Raw genomic sequence first — 20,301 nt, 5'->3', positions numbered from 1 at the left:
ACTGCCAGTGTATATCGGGATGGTGGATGGATACGGGTAGGTACAGGGGCTCTCTAGCCTCGACCTCGATGCAATAGGGCAGGATGTACTTGCTCTTGTACCATTGTATACTGCACCAGCTGTCGTCGATGTGCCAGCTCTTGGCCTCACCATAGGCCATACGGTAGCTGCTACTGCGTGGTAGTAGCCTGCTCTCGCGGGCATGGGGGTAGTAGCGCTGCGGCTGTATCAAAAGGCTTCGTATCATGGTGACTGTTTATGTTATTTAGTTGTTCATTGACCGCCACACGGAGGTATAGCGCATGGCGGTATGCGGTATTGCTGTGATTTTAAGGCGACCTATAGCGTGTACGCAAGGTCAATAGACCTTCTTTGGGCAATACAGTTCTCTTGGGCTGGCTATCGGATGGTTTTTCCGGAGTATAGGCCTGTCTGTTCGGACAGGACTCATAAGCCGTTTGTGGTGTAAAAGGGTAAGTTTTCATTTTGTTAAGGTTTAATTGTGCTTACATTGGACATGGTTCTAATGTCTCCGGTACGAAAGTAGGGTGGAATGCAAATGAAAAAGAGGAAATATGGTGGAGAATTCCTGAGGCTGGTCGGAGAAATTCTCTAGCCTAGAAAATCGATGCGTACGCGTCCTAATCGCTGTTTTTATTTTTCCGGGGGTAAAATGAAAATTCTGCAGAAAAAGACAATAACTCCTTTGTAATAGCAAAAAGTCCTCAGTGAGAGTGAGTTTGGGTGTTATATATCATAGAAAAGAGTGATGGTGCTCATTTTTTATGCTAAGTTATTTGTATAAACTTGTGTTTAACCTAAATACAAATAATATTATGAGGCAATCTCTTTTTAAGTCTGTCAAAGACTGCTTTAGTTCTGTTGGCCGATTTGTGGTTTCTTTTTTTAGTTCTTGGTATGGGCGTCCAGTTGCTTTGGGGATAATGTTGGTGTCTTCAGCTTTTCTGGTGACATGTTTTACGACATCTTTTCCGGTATTGGAATCGCTCTTGATCGAGCAGCACACCATGACTTTCCTGCTCAATATTGTACTGATGGTGCCGGTTGTACTGATCATCGGTATGACCGTGTACAGCTTGGACAAGAGTGTGTACTGGAGCAGGCACAAAATAGGTAGATGGATATTTCAGCTCTTGATGCTGTGCCCGGTTCTAGGGGCAGTCATATTGCGCACCGTGCGTTGGGTCTATCTGGGGCTGTTTGATGAAGACCTGTTTGAGATCGGGTATATCGAGCGAGACTTTGTGCTCGTGATGATGTGTATCCTGTTGCAGCAGGTGTATTATCTGGTGTATGGCATGTGGCGAGAAATTGAAGGTCTCCATAAAAGTGTATTAATGTATGAGGAGAAAGAACAGAAGCTGATAGAGGAGGGAGCGGCAATACAGGGCGAACTGGAGGCACAGCGGGCAGGCTGTGGAGATTGTGCGATGCATTTGATATATGCCTGGAGCATACTGTCGGATATGTATAAGGAGATAGAAGTGAGCTTCGATGAAACAGCTTTTGTCAATATGCCTGTGCGTTTTTTGTCTAAGGTGTATATTCAAAAGAAGGATGGTGTTAAGCTTTTCTATGCGAAACTGCTCAATGAAAGGGAGGTGCTGTTAAATATTAATTCGTTGTCTGGTCTGGAGGCTTTATGTCCCTCTATACTGGTTAAAAATAAGACGGACGAATTGATCAATATACTGTCGGTACGCATGGTGGAGATCAAAGAGGATAGGGCATATCTTGATCTTGTTGGGGGCGAAATAGTGGAAGTCGGTAAGGTATATTGGGAGCGCCTGCGTGTTTATCTGGATGAATTGGAGCATGCGATGGACAAAGCAAAGGAGCTGTTGAAAAGAAGTTGGGATGTGCAGGGTGAGGAGGAATAGCAGGTAAAAACAACAGCTCCATGCTGGATGTATTGCCGTAACTAAGGCTGCAGTTTATCATAAACATCGCCTAGCGGCAGGCCGTAGTAGTCGGCAAATTCGCGAAAAGTAAGCTCCTGATGTTTGAGCTTTCCGTAAGCATCCTTGACGGTCTGGTAGCGTCTAAAGGCCTGCCGTGGGCTGAGGTCCAGTATGATTTCGACATCCTTGGGGTATATGCATAATCTTGGTTTTTTTGACATGATAGCATGGATTGGGAGGGCAGGGGCTAGGCAATAGTAGGCCTGGCTGGGGCTGCCCATGGTGAGACCATGATCCTCCTGTCAGCAAGATACCTCCCAATTGTTTACCATCAAATGATATGCACAATGGCTCTGTATTGGAGAATGTTAATAATATTGATGTAACGTAATTCTTTAGTTATTGTTTTCGCAATCGGAGTACAAGAGACAGCGATTGGTCGTATTTTCCGTAGAGGACAGCCGACAGAGCTACGGCGCATAGTAGCTTTTTAGTACCTCCTTAGTACCTCTTCAGTACCTTTAGGGTACCTCTTTAGTACCTTTCCCGTACTTCTACAGTACTTTTATGGTGTTTTGTTATCGAGTTGTCAGGTTATGAAGTTATGAAGTTATCGAGTTATCCAGTTGTCAAGGGTAATTCGTTATCCATTAATTATTTACCGTTATCATCTAGTTATTGAGTTATTTCCGATGATATTAGGATTTCGTCTCCCTACGTCTATGATCTTGTTAACCTGATAACTATTTTCTTGTCGCTTCCTGCTTCTTTCTGTCACATCCTGCCATTTTGGACAGACCCCCATATGGACTGTTGCACCTTTGGATTGTCAACAAAAATTAAATATCATGGCAAAACAAAAGAGTTTTATCAAAATGCAAGGGAAGGTGGGAGACCTTTCTTTCAGCAAGAGCAGGACGCGTGGCTACGAGGTGCGTACACCTGGTGGGGCGGACAAGCAGCGGATCATGACCGATCCGAATTTCCAACGGACGAGAGAGAATATGGCGGAGTTTGGCTCGGCGGCATCGGTCGCCAAGCTGATCCGTATACAGCTCAACAACCTGATGGCGCGCTTTGGAGACAAGACGCTGCGCAACAGGCTGACATCGGTCGTGCATCGTATCCAAAAAGCAGATACCGTCAGTGCGCGTGGAGAGCGTGTATTCAAACCAGAAAATTCGCTTCTTCTTAAAGGGTTGGAATTTAATGTCAACAGTAGTCTAACCTTTATGGTTGGTTTAAATCTCCCTGTCGCGTATGAGCGGACTACAGGAGAGGTAGAGCTTGTTATTCCAGAGTTTGATCCTCGGGCTACGGTCACATTGTTACCTGGAGCTACGCATGTGCGCTTTACATTGGCTGCAGTCGAACAGACCTTGGATCCGCTGGTCATCCCGCGGCCAGAAGTGGCGGAGACAGACTATATTCCGTTGATCGGTACGCATCTGGAAGAGCTCCTCACGGTTCATGTACCCGTGGATTCGACTAAGGTAATCTATATGATGATTGGTATTGATATGTATCAATTCGTCAATGGTGTGTATTATCCTTTGATGGATAATCCGTATAACACGATGAGTATCGTGGATGTGGATATTCCATAGGTCAAGTGACAGCGTGACGCGTAACAAGGTTTGCGCGTCACTTGTCTAATGTCTGAATGCTAACAACTAATTACTATATAACATGACAACGATAACAGCAGTAAAATCACGCTTTCACAACGTACAGAAAATCTATACTTTAAATATTAAGTTTTTGATATTTAATATATTGTTAATTTTAATATTAACTTTTACTTTACTTATAAAAGTGCTGCCTCTTGTAGATCCTACAGCTGCGGTGCTCGATCTCGGTATCCTCACGGTAGGCCTGTTTGGCTTCTTGATAGGGCTCGCCGCGATCCTTTGCAGCCTATGGTTGCAGGAGCTCCTATGGCAACCTTTTAAAACATTCCGCAAGGACTTTCTCTTACATTTTAATCAATTGACATCATGGCAACAATGTATTTTATACTTCTCCGTTTTCTTCTTGCTGCTGCTTGCAGTGATAATGGTGATGGGGGTAGTTTTTTAAGACCTTTTTTTCAAGATGTTTTTGTCCCTTCAGATTCCCATCCGTCATTTTCCATGACGAGGACTTCATTTTTTTCCTTGATGAAAAAAACGAAGCAAAAAAAATCAAGGCTTGGGCGATATGACGCTGAATGCTTTTTGACAGCTCTAAACATCTCGGAGCCGTTACGCTTCGCTACACTCCGTCGATCTGTTTTTAACGACCTGCAAAAAGTATTCTTGACGCTATATAGCCCTAGGCCGTTTTATTCAGCTAGTGCTACTAGAACTCCCTTACAATTACTCAATTTATCGCCTTCAAAATTTTTGACAATTGCAGTGGGATGCACTAGCTTTCTGTCAAAAGTTTTCAGCGATGATTTTTGCTTCTTTTTGGGAAAAAGAAGGAGCCAGTCTGGCGGTGAAGACAATAAGAGGATAGGAATATTAAACATTGCTTCTGCAGAACTGGGCGTAAAAGAAGCCACTGGCAATAACGACGGCCCACGCATCGAACAATATCTTCGATACACCGATCTGGGTCCTGGTCATGACTGGTGCGCAGCCTTTGTAAGCTTTTGCTATGGGCAGGCGGGGCTGGCGGCTCCGCGCAATCCGTGGAGCCCGGCGTTATTCCCCAAGGCTAGAAGCTATACCCAGACGGATAAGATACAGCCTGCAGACCTATTCGCTATCTACAGTGCCAAGCTGAAGCGCATCCATCATGTAGGCCTGATCAAACAGAAGCAGGGGCAGTACATCCTGACGATAGAGGGCAACAGCAACGACCGGGTGGAATCCAAGAGGCGGCATGTACGTACGGTCTACAGGTATGCGGATTGGATAGGTGAAAGTGGTTAATCCTAACGGTTGAAGGTGAGATGCTGATTAATAATTTGATCTTGTTTTTTAACCAAATTAAATTTTGTTTTCTATGTTTTATATTTTAATAATATTTATTGTCAGTTTATTATGGTTGTTTATATAAATAGAGTCTTTATATCTTTTTTGACCCTGATCTTGTGTTTGCTATCCTGCAGGACCAGCAAAGAATCCCGTCAAAACATAGCACATGACCTGCAGATCGAAAGGAAGGTCGCAGCAAGTGTATTGTGGATGCGGTACGTTGGTCGGGATAGTACTTCTCGATATTGGACGTTTTTAAGCGACTCTAGCTTTTATTTCCATCCGGATGAGGGATTATGGGGTCGGGCCGGGAAACTCGCTTATATCGAACAAAAAGGTGTAGAAATAATGTCCGGTAAATTGGATATGGGTTACGATAGCTTGGGTACGATGGACAGCAGGATACAGAGCGACTCACGCAATACAGCAACAAGGCACTCGATCCGAAGGTGGTTGTGGTTATTGTTCATACCCCTAGTGATTATAGGATGGGTGTATCGGAAGAGATAAAAAAGAAAGCCCGACATAGCTATTGTCGGGTTTTCTTTCATTATTTTTTTTCGAGTAGCTCAATGTACTTTTCATAACCGGCCGCTTTCATTTCTTCTTTGGGAACAAACTTGAGCGAGGCGCTATTGATGCAGTAGCGCAGTCCGCCCTTGTCGGCTGGTCCATCATTGAATACGTGGCCGAGATGTGAATCTCCGGTTTTGCTGCGTACCTCTACACGTCTCATGCCGTGCGAATTATCGGATACCTCTTCGATAAGGCTGTTGTTGATCGGCTTGGAGAATGCTGGCCATCCACAACCGGCATCAAACTTGTCGGTAGAAATAAAGAGGGGTTCTCCTGTCGTAATATCGACATAGATCCCTTCACGGAATTCGTTGTCGTATGCATTGTTGAAAGGACGCTCGGTAGCATTATTCTGTGTAACCTCATACTGAAGCGGAGTGAGGGTCTTTTTCAAAGTCTCTTGGTCTGCCTTCTTGTAGGCCGTCGTGGCCGGAGCTGGATTGGCCTGTCTTGCTATTTCAAATAGGTCGGGGCCGATATGGCAGTAGCCGCCCGGATTTTTGTCCAGGTACTTTTGATGGTAGGTCTCGGCATCGTAGTAGTTTTCCAAGGGCTCTAGCTCTACAACGATATCAGCATTATACTGTTTCTTGAGGTCGGCAAGACGCTCCTCGATGACAGGTATATCTGCTGCATTGGTATAATAGATACCGGTGCGGTATTGTGTTCCGATATCATTGCCCTGTCTGTTGAGCGTGGTAGGATCGATGGTCTTAAAGAATAGGTCTATTAATAATTTGAGATCGATGACCGCCGGATCATAGCTTACCTTGACAGCTTCGGCAAACCCCGTATTGCCGGTGCAGACCTCTTTATAGGATGGGTTTTCTGTATCTCCGTTGGCATAGCCTACTTCGGTAGCAGTCACACCCCGTACTTGCTTGAAGAAATGCTCGGTGCCCCAAAAACAGCCTCCCGCAAAATATATAACCTGATTGTGTGCGTTTGTATTGTCCATAGTATGTTGTTGTTTTGACGATTTTATAGCTGATGTTTTCTGCGAAAAGCCGATCTTACTGAGCAAAAAAATGCCAATCGCAAGTGTAGTGAGTGTTAGTAGCTGTTTCATCTTGTCTATCTACTTTTCTATCCAAAGCAACGGACCCTTAACTTAGCGTATGTGGTCTATCGCTTATCGGTTAATACAACAAAGATAATGCCTTATCGGATGATTTTCTTAAACAAACAGTACATAAGCATTTCTCGAGTATCCTTTTTACAATAAGAAGACGGATTAACGCTCATTCTAGACTAACGATTAATAGAAAAAGTAAAATAAATTTGGAATTATACTTTTTTAAGGTTTATATTTATGGAAAGTTATCCAAGAAATAATCTAAATACTATTTTAAAACCCTAAATTATGAAACAAAATCTAATGTTGGGATTTGCGATTCGACCGTCAGGTTTTAAGATGTTTGGCTTAATTTTCTTTTTTGCCCTATTTTCGGTAACGTTTACGAAAGCTGAATCGGTCAAAAACGGAATAGAGAAACAGACATCTGTAAAAGGAGTGGTTCGGGATACGCTAGGTAAACCTCTTGTGGGGGCATCGGTGTTTATCAAAGATTCCAAAGTAAGTACACAAACAGACGCAAATGGACAATTTGCTTTCCCTGGAATTGACAAGTCTTCTGTATTAACGGTAACGTTTACGGGGTTTATTTCCCAAGACGTATCTATTGATAATCAGGATTTTTTGACTATAGTCTTAAAAGAAGATCCGAATGAGATCGGAGAGGTAGTGGTGGTTGCTTTTGGCCAACAGAAAAAAGAAACTCTAGTCGGTTCTATCACCAATGTAAATCCGAAAGAACTTAAAGGGCCTACCTCTAACTTAACAACTATGTTGGCGGGAAGGGTTGCAGGAGTGATCGCTTATCAAAGATCGGGCGAGCCGGGACAGGATAATGCGCAGTTTTTTATCAGGGGTGTCACCAGCTTCGGTACGGGAAAGGTAGATCCTCTTATTTTGCTGAATGGAATGGAAATATCATCCAATGAATTGGCGCGTATACAGCCTGATGATATTGAAGGTTTTTCGATCCTAAAGGATGCTTCGGCTGCTGCACTGTATGGTGCAAGGGGTGCCAACGGCGTGATATTGGTGACTACTAAAAGTGGTAAAGATGGTCCCACCAAATTCAATGTGAGGATGGAAAACTCAATTTCTTCTAACACTAATAATTTTAAGCTAGCGGATAATATTACTTATATGACACTGGCCAATGAAGGGGCCCGTACTCGAAATTTTGAAGAGCCTTATTCGCAGAGCAAGATTGATATGACTGCTCTTGGAAGAGATCCTTATCTATATCCTAACAATAATTGGATCGATATGCTGATTAGGGATTATACGAATAATACAAGGGTAAATGGGAGTGTAAGTGGTGGTGGATCGAAGGCTCAGTATTATGTTTCTGGTACCGCTAACATTGATAACGGAGTGATTAGAAAGGTAGAATCTCAAAACTTTAATAGTAATGTGAAGGCTTCGAACTATGAAATGAGGAGTAATGTTAATTTTAAACTCACACCTACGACAGACGCGACGGTACGTACTCAGGGACAGTTCTATGAATACAATGGTCCGGTCGGTGGGGGCGGATTTGTCTTTAATCAGGCACTATGGTCTAATCCAGTTGCTTTTCCTGCCTATTTTCCCCAGGAGCTGAATCCTACGGCCAACCACGTGCTGTTTGGAAATGCAAGGAGACCGGGAGACGGTGCTTTTTATAACAATCCTTATGCTAAGGCTGTCTCAGGCTATCAGTTGACCGAACGGTCTTATGTCACTGTACAGGGAGAAATCAAACAGAACTTTGATTTTTTACTTAAGGGATTGACAGGACGTATTATGGGGTATACCCGCCGCAACTCGGAGCATTCGCTGACAAGAAAGTATGCGCCTTTTTATTATAGTGCGGTATTCGATAAAGAGCAAGGCTATACGGGATTAAAACTGTTGAATGAGGAGGAGGGACGCGAATACCTTGATTATACAGCGGGAAATAAGATCGTTAATAAATTCAATTATGTGGAAGCTGCTCTGAATTATAATACGTCTATTGGTAAAAATGATATCGGCGCGACGCTGATTTATCTAGCCTCGCATTATCAAACTGCCAATCCGGATGTAAGGGCCGATGGTACCGCCGTGTCTTCCAACACGGAGAGGCTGCAATTATCGCTGCCGAAGCGCAACCAAGGTGTTTCAGGACGTTTTACCTACGGTTATGACACACGTTACCTTGCCGAGTTTAATTTTGGGTATAATGGTTCGGAGCGTTTTTGGGGAGATCAGAAATATGGTTTTTTCCCCTCCATTGGTTTAGCCTGGAATGCGCATAATGAAAAATTCTTTGGTGAAATCGGCACTATAGTAAACAAGTTGAAAGTGAGAGGTACCTACGGTCTGGTAGGTAACGATCAGATCGGAAATGAATCGGACCGTTTCTTCTTTTTATCGTTAGTCAACCTCAATGCTCCCGGATATTCTTTCGGTTACAACTATGATTACACCAAAGCGGGTATAAAAGTCGACAGGTACGAGAATAGGGATATTACCTGGGAAACTTCCTATAAGTCGAATATTGGATTCGAATTGGGGTTGTTTAATAATTTTAATATCGAGTTTGATGCTTATCGCGAAAGAAGAACGAATATTTTGATGGCTAGAAGTTCGGTGCCCAATGAGATCGGTCTGACTGCTGCTGTACAGGCGAATGTGGGAGAGGCTAAGGCGCAAGGCTTTGAAGTGGCCACGGATTATAATAAGTCTTTTAGTAATGGCATGTTCTTGACCGTGAGAGGTAACTTTACTTATGCCACGAGTAAGTATAACGTTTATGAGGAACCGGAATATGAACCTCAGAACAGTCATTTGTCACGCGTTGGGAACTCAGTAAGACAGACATATGGATATATAGCAGAGCGGTTATTTATCGATGATTATGAAGTTATGAATTCGCCAAAGCAATTTGGTGATTATTTGGGAGGAGATATCAAATATAGAGATATCAATGGTGATGGGGTGATTACTACCCTAGACAGAGTGCCTATCGGTATGCCTACTACTCCTGAAGTTATTTATGGATTTGGCTTTAGTTTTGGTTACAAAAACTTTGATTTAAGTTCGTTTTTTCAAGGTTCGGCAAGATCATCTTTTTTTATTAACCCGAGTAATATTACCCCTTTTGCTATGGATGTGGACTCTAAGTATGTGGGCATGCAGAATGGTTTACTGCAGGGAATTGCAGACAGCCATTGGTCAGAAAGCAACCGGGATGTATATGCATTCTTTCCAAGACTGTCGAGCACACTCGTAGCAAATAATACACAGACGTCGACCTGGTGGATGAGGGATGGTACTTTTCTTCGCTTGAAATCGGTTGAAATGGGTTATAATCTGCCTGATAAATTATTACAACGTATCAAAGTTGGTAATATGAGGGTATACGCCAATGCTTCCAACCTGTTTGTATGGAGTAAATTTAAGATGTGGGATGTGGAGATGGGAGGAAACGGACTGGGATATCCGTTGCAGAGAGTATATAATGTCGGTGTAAATATTGGCTTTTAAAAAGACGGGAGTAACAAACTCGCGAAATAATTAGATTATTATGAAGACTGAGAAAAGATCATTGAGAAATATAAAGAAGCTAACTGTAATAGGTCTGTTTATATTGTCTGCAAGTAGCTGCAAAGACTATTTGGATGTGGTACCTGATGGATTGCCTACTATAGATCATGCTTTTACAAATAAATATGAGGCTGAAAAGTTTTTACATAAATGTTATTCCTATACCTTCTCCAGGGCGCATGCCGGAGGCGTAGCGGTAGCGAATATTATGTTTACGGGGGGAGATGAGATGTGGACGTATAGGGAGACTTATGATCTCGATTCTCCATGGAAAATAGCTCAGGGTGAACAGAATGTCTCTAGACCGTATGTTAACTTTTGGGACGGTGATAGGCATGGTTCCAATTTTTGGCAGGCCATACGGGAATGCAATATATTTTTGGAGAATATAAAAGATGAAAGTAAGGTGTTGGATCTATTGCCGGAAGAACGTAGACGCTGGGTAGGCGAAGTTGAATTTTTGAAAGCCTATTTCCATTTTTGCTTATTACGTATGTACGGACCTATACCCATCATGGATACGGCTATTCCGATCGGGGCTTCACCGGAAACTATGCGGGTGAAAAGACAACCGGTGGATGAGGTCGTAAATTATATCTCCGATCTGTTGGATGGGGCCGCAGCTAAGTTGCCAGACGGAATAGTGAATGTTACAACAGAGGCAGGGCGCATAAGTAGAACTGCGGCATTGACCTTAAAAACCAAATTGTGGGTAATGGCTGCAAGTCCGCTCTTCAATGGCAACCCTGACTATAATAATTTTAAGAATAAGGACGGACAATCATTGTTTAATCCGGCTTATGATCAGGTGAAATGGGAGAAAGCTGTTGAAGCAGGTAAGCTGGCTATAGAAGCTGCGGAAGCAGGAAACCATAGCCTATATCACTTTAGTAATTTTGGATATAGACTATCGGATTCTACGACTTATCAGATGAATATCAGGGGTGCAGTAACTGAAAAATGGAATTCGGAACTGATTTGGGGATTGACTAATCATACGGAAATCGCTATCGGAGATATACAGAATGCAAACTTGGCGGGACAGATTGATAGCCGTATCACTACCGGTGTCGATTATACCTCTTACCTATCGGTGACGATGCGCATGGCAGAGTTGTTTTATACGGACAATGGGGTACCTATTAATGAGGATATCGACTTTGATTATGCTGGACGGTTTGAAGTCAAACAAGCTACAGCAGATGATCGCTTTAACATTGTGCCCGGACACCGTACCGCAAAGCTCAATTTTAATAGAGAAAACCGGTTTTATGGATCGGTGGCCTTCGATGGAGCAAAATGGTTTATGGCTAATGCACCGGGGGCTACTGATGAACAGTCTGCACTCTATGTAAGGGGTAAAAATGGTCAGCCTGGGGGAAAGTTACGCGATATGTATTATAATGTAACCGGCTACTGGGCCAAAAAATTGGTCAACTGGAGGTTCCAGCAGATCGGAACAGGGACACAAAAGTACTCTACTGAAAAATATCCTAGACCCGAAATGAGGCTAGCGGATCTATATTTACTATACGCAGAGGCGTGCAATGAAACGGACAGAAGAGAGGAGGCTATAAAGTATCTGGATCTGATACGTAAAAGGGCTGGCTTGGCAGGGGTAGTCGAATCATGGACTAACCACTCTAGAAATCCGGGTAAGCCGAATACGAAAGAGGGCTTGCGGAGTATAATTATGCAGGAGAGAGGTATTGAACTTGCGTTTGAGGGACATCGTATCTGGGATCTACGTCGCTGGAAGACTGCGGAAATATTACAGAATCAGCCTATAAGGGGTTGGAATTATTTGGGAGCAACAGAAACGGACTATTATAGAGTACGGACATTGCATAATATGACATTCAATGCACCGAGAGATTATTTCTGGCCCATAAGAGAGTCTAACTTACAAACGAATCCTAATCTGGTCCAAAACCCTGGATGGTAAACTAATTAATGTTAACAACTATGAAGAAGATATTCATATATACGATGATTTTAGTAATCAGCGTATTGGCAATAAGGTGTACAGAGGAAAAACATGGCCCGATAGAAGCTGATGCCGCTCCAACGGGTCCGGTAACTAATGTCAGGGTAGAACCCACATTGGGAGGAGGGAAAATAACCTATACGTTACCAGCCAGTAAATCATTGTCGCATGTCGTAGCTGATGTGCACATGCCGGATGGGAAAATAAAGCAATTTGTATCCTCTCAGTATACAACAACGATTGAGGTAGAGGGCTTACCGAAAATTGATAGCTATAAAGTCGATGTCTACGCCGTAAATAAGAGTAATCAAAAATCTGCTGCGGAGAAGGTAGAATTTACCTGTCTGCAGCCCCCTTATCTAAAAGTGTATGAGACTCTCAAACTAGCCCCCGATTTTGGTGGGATTAATGTGAAATGGGAAGGCAATGATTCGGAGGCTCGGTTAGGTATTGTTATTATGCATAATGATTCGCTGGGTGACTTTGTCCAGTATGGATCGGAGTACTCTACCCTCGAGAAGATAAGCCATTCCTTTAGGGGAATGAAGTCGGAGGAAAATAAATTTGGTGTGTTTATAAAAGATAGGTTTGGTAATATATCAGATACACTGTATGCCAATATGAAACCTCTATTTGAAAAACTGGTGCCCAAAACAAAGTTTAAAGAGGTCCTGTTGCCAGGTGATACACCGATATGGCCTGGTTTATCCTATGTACAATGGAATTTTTTATGGGATGATGTGGTATTGGTGGATTATGATAATCCTTATTCGTCTTCATTTTATTCAAGGTATTTTGTGACTTCAAATGCAGCCGCTTTACCACAGCATATTACTATAGATATAGGGGATAAATACATCTTATCCAGAATGAGATTGAACAATTATTATCGTTTTTCGGACCGTAATCCTAAAAAATATGAAGTGTGGGGACATCCGGGACCACCACCGGCAGATGGTAGCTGGGATGGATGGGTAAAACTGGGAGAGCACGAGCAGTTTAAGCCTTCGGGGAATATTGCAGGTGTAAGTCCGGTAACCGCCGAAGATAAAAAGTACTGGTTGGACGGAGATATGTTAAATCTACAGACGGATGTAGGGCCGATACGGTATATTCGACTAAAAGTATTATCGAATTGGGCTGGAAGTGCGAACTTCGCTTTTCACGAAATAACTTTCTGGGGTAGTAACTAAACCGATCCGCCAGCTGGCGGATCATCAAAGATAATTATACACATATGAAAAATAGTATAAAAATTGTGTGTTTGCTGGTATTAGGTTTCTTTTTGAGTTGTTCCAAATCAAATGATTATACTAAATACTTAGCAACTGGAGAAATTCGATATGCGGCTAAACCGGAATCGTTAAAAGCTTTTCCTGGAAATGAGCGTATCAAGTTACAATGGGAGATTTTGTCAGATCAAAATATAACTAAAGCAAAAGTTTATTGGCGGAATAAATCTGATTCGCTGGAGGTGCCGATATCGAGAGGTAGTGGAATCGATACGATAGCAGTAATTATTCCCCTGAAAGAGGGGGCGTATAGTTTTGATGTTATTCATTATCACGATGATGGTGTACGTTCGCTGGCATCTAATGTAAGTAGTACTTCGTATGGACCAAGCTATACGAGTACCTTGATGAATAGAACGTTGGTATCTCATTCGTGGACCCCCACTAATCAGGGAATAGTTATGAACTGGGGAAGCAGCGAAGCCACTTCAATAGGAACAAAGGTGAACTATATTAATATTAATAATGACCCTAGGGAGTTTGTGGTAGGAGTCAAGACAGCCTCCTCTAGTTATACCCGGTTATTGCAACACAGCGTTTTGGAGTACAAGACGATGTATAAACCGGATTCATTAAGTATTGATACGTTTTATAGCGCAATTAATACCGTAAAAGTTAATTATTAAAACACACGAGAGGGGGAAAACTTTTTTGTGATTAAAAGTAGGAGAAGCTAAATGCTGAAAAATAGAATAGATAAGTTGATTATTACCATTCTCGTCGTTGTTTGTAGTACGATGGAGTCGATTGGGCAATTTGTACACCACGGGCCGCAGGTATTTGCAGCAGCTATTCAAGGAAGTCATTTTCTGAAAGATAGCAAGGGTAAGGAATATGTATTTACAGTGGTGCGTGGTGTTCCAGCACGTCTGGTAGGTTATGAGCTGGAAGAGAACAGGATGATTGTTAATTCTTTATTACCAGGGACGGATGGAGCATGGGATATGGAAGTTTCCTCAGATAATAGAGTCTACATTTCAGGAAATGGTAAAATGTATAGCTATACCCTTGGAGATGCTGAAATAAAAGATCTGGGTGTGGCACTGCCGGGCCAAAAGGTGATATGGGATCTGGTCGCCGGAAAAGATGGGAAAATTTATGGAGGAACTTATCCAGGGGGTCAGGTATTTGAATACGATCCTAAAACCGGATTTAAAGATGTGGGCAACGGGGCATTGAAGGCTGGTGAAGAGTATGTAAGAAGTATTGCCTATGACGCAAAAAACAATAGAATATACGCCGGGCTGGGATCGCACGCGGCTTTTATAGAGTTGGACATTGCATCGACCAACAAAAAGGATTTATTGGCTACGCAGGATAAAGATCATGAGTTTGTGTATGATATGGAATTTGTGCCGGGGTTGAAAGGGGGAGATCGAATATTCGCTTGGTTGAATAGTGCTAAAGGAATGGAAACATTTATATATAATGTGAGTTCTGGTAAGTATGAACAACGTCTACCATCCATAGAGATAAAATCGATGGTAAGGGATGAGAAAACGCAGAAGATATATTACACGGCTGCAAACCGATTGTATGTCATGGATTTTTCGACGACTAAACCCGCAGCGAAGGAAATTGCCAAAATAGAGGGACGGGGACGCGCAGGCTGGGTGGATACCGATGGTAACTACAAAGTTTTAACCAGTTCGCATAAAGTATTTACCATTGACCTGAAAACAGGGCAGGTTGTCCGTGAGATCATGCTGGATGTACCTAAGGCTCCGATCAGTATACAGTCGATTTTTTGGGGACCAGATGATAAAGTTTGGAGCGCAGGGTATTTGGCAGGAAACCACGGTACTTTTGATCCGAAAACTGGAGAACATGTGGATTATCCAGGGCTCCATCAGTCGGAGGGAATGAATAGTCTGGGAAATGTAATATACTTTGGTAATTATACGAAAGCAGAAATCTATTCTTACGACGTCACCAGACCTTGGAGCACGACAAATGGGAATCCAAAATTCTTAGGGGCTATTAAGAACCAGGATAGACCGTTCGCTGTGCTTCCAATGCCGCACCGGGATGAGATGTTATTTGGAACGATCACCGGATATGGTCAGTTAGGCGGGGCTATTGCTCACCTAGATGTTAAGACGGAGCAATTAGAAAGTTTTGCAAATGTTATTCCTAATCAAGCAATTACCTCGCTTATAGAGTTTGATGGACGTGTAATCGGTGGATCGACAATTTTTGGAGGATTGGGGGCTGTCCCGGTAGAAAATCGAGGACGTATATTTGAATGGGATCCGGAGGAAAAAAGGATAGTGTGGATGGATTCCATCGCTGACTATTGGTCGGTTTCGGGACTTTTTATTGGGCCAGATAAAGGATTATGGGGATTTGCAGATGGCGCATTGATAAAATATGATGTAAAATCCAGAAAAGTTGTATTCCAAAGAGAAATCTATAGTTACAATGGTAAACCCAGCCATATCTGGAGAAACGGTCTGGCTGTAACGCATCCCAACGGATTGATTTATTTTACATTGTCGGACAAGCTCTATAGTTATGATGTTGAAAAGGATGAACTTAAAGCGTTGAGGGACAATGCCAGCCTGATGGTGCTAGGAAAGGATAATAAGATTTATTTTAGAGAAGGAACGGATCTATGGAGTTATACTCCTTAATGTCTCGTTGTTATAGTGTGTTGATCTAGAAGGAGGCCGTTTTAAAACGGCCGCTTTCATTTTGTGATCGGAAAGGTAACGATGGAATCCCTTTGTATATCGTGTAGTAGGACGTTTTACGTTGCTTTGATCGTATATTCGCCAACTTTTCTGCCGTCATCAAGTATCATGTCCAAATGAAGTTGTTTTTCATTTGCAGTTATATGTATCGCTGTTCTAGTTCCATCTTTGGAACCACCACCTATTATAACAGGATACTTTTGTACACCTTTTGGCGGGTGTATTCCATAACGATGGGTATGACCGGAAACAACCAGGTCTACATCGTTTGACGCAAAAATAGGATCAAACACTGTCCTACAATGGGTAGGCCCGTGCCAGTCACCACTGTGATAGGGAGGTATGTGCATTATCACGACGCGATATGCAGCTTCTTTATAGGCTTTTGTTTTGACGACTTCTTCTAACCAACGTGCTTGACGCTCACGGAGAGCGTCAAAAGCTACAATCCCAGCGTACACGGGGTGATCGTCCGGTTTGTCTTCCCCAGTATCAAGAATAACCCAGCATACGGGACCTTGATTGAAGGTGAAATGATAACTGTTGTTTGGAAGTGTAAAATAGTTTTTGAAAGCCCTACGAAATTTTCCCCGCGTTTCGTGATTTCCCCTAATCATTATGAAGGGGGTCTTACTTGCAAATAGCGTAGTACATGGAGTAAGCAAATTGTCTATGATCTGTTTTTCGTCTGTCTGATAATTGAAAGTGTCTCCGTTGAGTGCCACAAAATCGAAAGTACGATCCTTGACGGTGTCTAATAGTTTACCAAATGCTTGTGGACTATCATGAATATCATTCAACACAAGACAGGAGACTTCGGCCGAATCAGTGGTTGGAGTACGGAATGTATACCAAGGAGTCGCTATTTCTGCCCCATATTCTAATTTGTAAGGTTCAAAAAGTGTGATAGGTTTTGAACAGGCTCTATAACGGTAAGTCTCGCCCGGACGGAGGTCTGGGATTTGTATTTTATGGAGCGTGGTGTAGGAATCGTAAATGCCATCCTCTTCCATGTGGGCTTTTTGGGTTATGCCGCTTTCTCCTTCATATTCTAACCAGCTGTAGGCTTTTTCAGCTGTAATAAACATGACCCATGTAGAGGTAGGTGTAAGATGTTGGAGGTACGGAGGTACAGCGAAAGCGTTTGGATGAAGACTAAGCGGCTGGACGTCTTTTGCCATCACGGAGGTATTTCCTTTTGTGGTGAGAACTCCTACAGATAGGAGGGATACTTGTTTTAGAAACTCTCTTCTTTTGTTCATATAGCTATTGTCTAAATTTCGAGATATGTTTACAGACTTGGAAAAAGCCCCATATTAAGTGTTTTGTGTTATCTCCTTGTTAATAAGTTGTTTTGTTTTTAATTTATATACAGTCTTATTGGGTGTTATACAAGAAGCAAATGTTCTTAGGGAAATTTCAATAATAGAGATATAATATGAACTTTACAAGGCTACAAAGCGTGCAATCGATTGTCTTAAATATTTCAATATGTTAATTATAAACTACCGCAGATGCTGTTTTACAAAACGAAATGACATGTCTGTATTCTGGTTGTTATCGATAAGCAATGTTGAAATCATAAAAAGTTATAGGGTCAATTGATTCAGATAATCCTTTTTGAACGAACTTGGTGTGGTATCCCTAAAGCGCTTGAAGTGTCTGTAAAAATTTGAAGTGTTTTCGAAACCGCTCTCTTCGGCAATAGCGCCTATTTTCATATTGCTGTTAATTAGTAACCTGCAAGCGTGATTGATCCGTATTTCTGTTAAGAAGTCGTAATACGATTTTTGTGTCAGATTTTTAAAGAAACGACAGAACGATGTTACGCTCAAATTGCTGAGTTCGGACATTTTTTCCAATGTTATATTCTGTTTGAAATTATTGAATGTGTAAGTGAATATTCTATTAATACGCTCGCCGTCGAAGTGGTCGGCCGATACGCTGGCATAATTAGGAGATATGACTTCATGATCGGGATTGTTGCTCAATAAGTCAAAAATTTTTAATAGGTATACAATCTTGTTTATACCCTCGGACTCTTTCATCTTATGCATGAGTTTGATGATTTTTCTTTTTGATTCACCTTGCACTATCAAACCTTGGCGAGCCATTAATAGTAATTTTTGGACTTGTAGAGTTTCGGGAAGATTAAGAAAATTGTTTCCTAAAGACTCTGGATGGAAATGTAGTACTAATGCCTCTACATAGTATTCGCTATCGTATTTAAGGTTACATTTCCAGGTATGGGGTATGTTGCTACCTAATAATATGAGCTCGTCTTTTTCAAAGTTGGCTATATTTTCTCCGATGAATCTGATTCCTTCCCCCTTGATCAGATAGTGTAGTTCAATTTCAGGATGATAATGCCAGATGGTACCGAAATGAGGTAATATATCATGACGGATCTTGAACGTATGGTCACTGTTTTTTGGAACTTGGTGAAATTTTGCTCTCATAATCGGTATATCTTATTTTCTTACTAAAGTTGTGAAAATGAACTGATATAATCAACTTTATGATAATATGTGGGAATAAGTGGCTAAATTATTAAACAATTCCCCCTCGATCTTCCCTGATATTTGTAATACCGGTTATAAATAAGTTTAACTATGATACCAAAAAATAATAAACAGGCGATTCTTGTATGTAGTGGAGATCTGAGGCCATCGGCTAATCTCAACTGCTGGCCGATGCAGCAAAAAATGGAAGAAATGCTCCAGACTGCTTTTGAAAAGTTGGGGTGGAATATTATGCGTGCCCACGGTTATAAGAAAGAAAAAGGACATGGATTTATCGACTATCAGCATGAGGGAATCAAAGTCTTTCGGAATATAGATAAAGATGCACCATTGATTGTAGCAGAAAGCGTCTGGCAATATAGTCATCATGTACTGGCCGGATTGATTGCGCACCGTGGACCGATATTGGTGGTAGCCAATTGGGATGGCACTTATCCTGGCTTGGTGGGAGCGATGAATTTAACAGGGTCATTGACAAAGGCTGAGGTGGGGTATAGTTTTTTATGGAGTAAGGACTTTACGGATAGTTTCTTTATGGAGAAGCTTAAGGAGTGGACCGAGAAAGGGAAAATAACACATGATTATTCGCATGTGCAATCTTTTAATATCGAAAATGTAGCTGTTGAAGATCGTGATATAGCCGAAGAATTAGCACAGCGTATTTTTAATGATCGTATTGTGATGGGCGTATTTGATGAGGGCTGTATGGGAATGTTCAATGCTATCGTTCCTGATGCTTTGATCCATAAACTGGGGATTTTTAAGGAACGTTTGAGCCAGTCTACATTGTATGCAAAGATGCTGACAGTATCGGATGTGGATGCCGAGGGGGTGTTGAAATGGATGCTAGAGAAGGGAATGAAGTTTGACTGGGGGCAGGATCCTACTACGGAGTTGACTCGTGCGCAGACTATAGAACAATGTAAAATGTATATAGCTGCGTTACGGCTGGCAGACGAGTTTGGCTGCGATACGATCGGAATTCAGTATCAACAGGGATTGAAGGATCTGGTAGCTGCTAGCGATCTGGTAGAGGGCTTGTTGAATAATACCAATCGGCCTCCCGTTTATAATGAAAAAGGTATTGAACTTTATGCAGGGAAGGCTTTGCCACATTTTAACGAAGTGGATGAATGTGCGGGAATAGATGGCTACTTGACCTATCACCTATGGAATAAGTTGGGACTCGATGGGGACAATACCCTCCACGACCTGCGGTATGGCGAGGATTATAAGGTGAATGGTGTGGATGAATTTGTATGGGTGTTCTTGATATCGGGAGCTGCACCTGCCTCTCATTTTATCGATGGTTATGAGGGAGCGGATAGTTTAAGGCAGCCAGCGATGTTCTTCAAAAAAGGAGGAGGTACATTGCGTGGGATAAGTCGTCCGGGCAAGATTGTATGGAGCCGTATTTATATCGATAACAACGAACTGTTTTGTGATATCGGTACGGGAAAAGTGGTAGAGTTGCCTGCCGAAGAAACGGAGCGTCGATGGAATCTGACCGATAGACAATGGCCGATCATGCATGGTGTATTGGATGGTGTGAATCGTGACCAGATGATGGCTAAACATAAAGCAAATCATATACAGGTAGTCTACGTAGATGGCGAATTTGATGTCAGACGTGCAGCGGGAATCAAAGGTGCAGCGATGCAGGCTCTGGGTATCAAGGTTAATTTTTGTGGAATAAACTAAGAA

The 20,301-nt window shown here is 42.2% G+C and carries 17 protein-coding genes; 11 read left to right on the top strand and 6 right to left on the bottom strand.

The features are described 5' to 3' along the window. Together JKG61_RS22900 and JKG61_RS10025 are read right to left on the bottom strand one after the other, a co-directional pair. A partial coding sequence (locus tag JKG61_RS22900; RefSeq protein ID WP_237249430.1) for a hypothetical protein occupies positions 1–204 on the bottom strand: 204 nt, incomplete at its 3' end. A gap of 125 nt (positions 205–329) precedes the next feature. Beyond that, on the bottom strand, positions 330–485 hold the full coding sequence (locus JKG61_RS10025) for a hypothetical protein (protein WP_202102831.1): 156 nt from the start codon (positions 483–485) through the stop codon (positions 330–332). 351 nt (positions 486–836) lie between these two features. Here JKG61_RS10025 and JKG61_RS10020 point away from each other — a divergent pair, with 351 nt between their 5' ends. Then, the gene (locus tag JKG61_RS10020) at positions 837–1,901 is read left to right on the top strand and encodes a hypothetical protein (protein ID WP_202102830.1); all 1,065 of its coding nucleotides are present in this window, start codon (positions 837–839) and stop codon (positions 1,899–1,901) included. A gap of 41 nt (positions 1,902–1,942) precedes the next feature. On the opposite strand, the gene JKG61_RS10015 is transcribed toward JKG61_RS10020, so the two are convergent. Further along, positions 1,943–2,143, bottom strand: a complete 201-nt coding sequence (locus tag JKG61_RS10015; protein ID WP_202102829.1) for a hypothetical protein — start codon at positions 2,141–2,143, stop codon at positions 1,943–1,945. A gap of 627 nt (positions 2,144–2,770) precedes the next feature. Between JKG61_RS10015 and JKG61_RS10010 the strand changes: the two genes are divergently transcribed. From JKG61_RS10010 to JKG61_RS09995, 4 genes are all read left to right on the top strand, one after another. Beyond that, a complete protein-coding gene (locus JKG61_RS10010) occupies positions 2,771–3,529 on the top strand; it encodes a hypothetical protein (protein ID WP_202102828.1) in 759 nt (252 codons plus the stop codon). 82 nt (positions 3,530–3,611) lie between these two features. Continuing rightward, positions 3,612–4,001, top strand: coding sequence for a hypothetical protein (locus JKG61_RS10005; RefSeq protein WP_202102827.1), 390 nt, complete (start codon positions 3,612–3,614; stop codon positions 3,999–4,001). A gap of 80 nt (positions 4,002–4,081) precedes the next feature. Further along, positions 4,082–4,840 (top strand): C40 family peptidase, encoded by a 759-nt coding sequence (locus JKG61_RS22895; RefSeq protein ID WP_237249429.1) that lies wholly within the window; start codon positions 4,082–4,084, stop codon positions 4,838–4,840. Between the two features lie 111 nt (positions 4,841–4,951). Then, positions 4,952–5,395, top strand: coding sequence for a hypothetical protein (locus tag JKG61_RS09995; protein ID WP_202102826.1), 444 nt, complete (start codon positions 4,952–4,954; stop codon positions 5,393–5,395). Between the two features lie 40 nt (positions 5,396–5,435). Here the strand turns inward: JKG61_RS09995 and msrB are convergent, their stop codons facing one another. Continuing rightward, complete coding sequence (gene msrB, locus JKG61_RS23400; protein ID WP_237249428.1) at positions 5,436–6,419, bottom strand: peptide-methionine (R)-S-oxide reductase MsrB; 984 nt, start codon at positions 6,417–6,419, stop codon at positions 5,436–5,438. A gap of 405 nt (positions 6,420–6,824) precedes the next feature. Here msrB and JKG61_RS09985 point away from each other — a divergent pair, with 405 nt between their 5' ends. From JKG61_RS09985 to JKG61_RS09965, 5 genes are read left to right on the top strand one after another with little or no spacing between them, the layout of a single operon-like run. Then, positions 6,825–10,043 carry a SusC/RagA family TonB-linked outer membrane protein gene (locus tag JKG61_RS09985; protein WP_237249427.1) on the top strand — a complete coding sequence of 1,073 codons (3,219 nt, stop codon included), beginning with the start codon at positions 6,825–6,827 and terminating at the stop codon, positions 10,041–10,043. Positions 10,044–10,083: 40 nt separating this feature from the next. Further along, positions 10,084–12,048, top strand: a complete 1,965-nt coding sequence (locus JKG61_RS09980; protein WP_202102825.1) for a RagB/SusD family nutrient uptake outer membrane protein — start codon at positions 10,084–10,086, stop codon at positions 12,046–12,048. A gap of 20 nt (positions 12,049–12,068) precedes the next feature. Beyond that, complete coding sequence (locus tag JKG61_RS09975; protein WP_202102824.1) at positions 12,069–13,283, top strand: DUF5000 domain-containing lipoprotein; 1,215 nt, start codon at positions 12,069–12,071, stop codon at positions 13,281–13,283. Between the two features lie 44 nt (positions 13,284–13,327). Beyond that, positions 13,328–14,008 carry a DUF4998 domain-containing protein gene (locus JKG61_RS09970; protein WP_202102823.1) on the top strand — a complete coding sequence of 227 codons (681 nt, stop codon included), beginning with the start codon at positions 13,328–13,330 and terminating at the stop codon, positions 14,006–14,008. A 51-nt stretch (positions 14,009–14,059) separates the two neighbouring features. Further along, the gene (locus JKG61_RS09965) at positions 14,060–16,015 is read left to right on the top strand and encodes an NHL repeat-containing protein (RefSeq protein WP_202102822.1); all 1,956 of its coding nucleotides are present in this window, start codon (positions 14,060–14,062) and stop codon (positions 16,013–16,015) included. Between the two features lie 116 nt (positions 16,016–16,131). On the opposite strand, the gene JKG61_RS09960 is transcribed toward JKG61_RS09965, so the two are convergent. Next, positions 16,132–17,337, bottom strand: coding sequence for an FN3 domain-containing metallophosphoesterase family protein (locus JKG61_RS09960; protein ID WP_202102821.1), 1,206 nt, complete (start codon positions 17,335–17,337; stop codon positions 16,132–16,134). Between the two features lie 327 nt (positions 17,338–17,664). Further along, positions 17,665–18,534 carry an AraC family transcriptional regulator gene (locus JKG61_RS09955; RefSeq protein WP_202102820.1) on the bottom strand — a complete coding sequence of 290 codons (870 nt, stop codon included), beginning with the start codon at positions 18,532–18,534 and terminating at the stop codon, positions 17,665–17,667. A gap of 153 nt (positions 18,535–18,687) precedes the next feature. Between JKG61_RS09955 and JKG61_RS09950 the strand changes: the two genes are divergently transcribed. Next, positions 18,688–20,298 (top strand): fucose isomerase, encoded by a 1,611-nt coding sequence (locus JKG61_RS09950; protein WP_202102819.1) that lies wholly within the window; start codon positions 18,688–18,690, stop codon positions 20,296–20,298. Positions 20,299–20,301 lie beyond the last annotated feature (3 nt).

Origin of the sequence: Sphingobacterium faecale (genome assembly GCF_016746095.1) — a bacterium.
GTDB classification, from domain to species: domain Bacteria; phylum Bacteroidota; class Bacteroidia; order Sphingobacteriales; family Sphingobacteriaceae; genus Sphingobacterium; species Sphingobacterium faecale.
The sequence above is the reverse complement of the archived record's forward strand: the minus strand, read 5'-3'. Positions and strand labels throughout refer to the sequence as shown.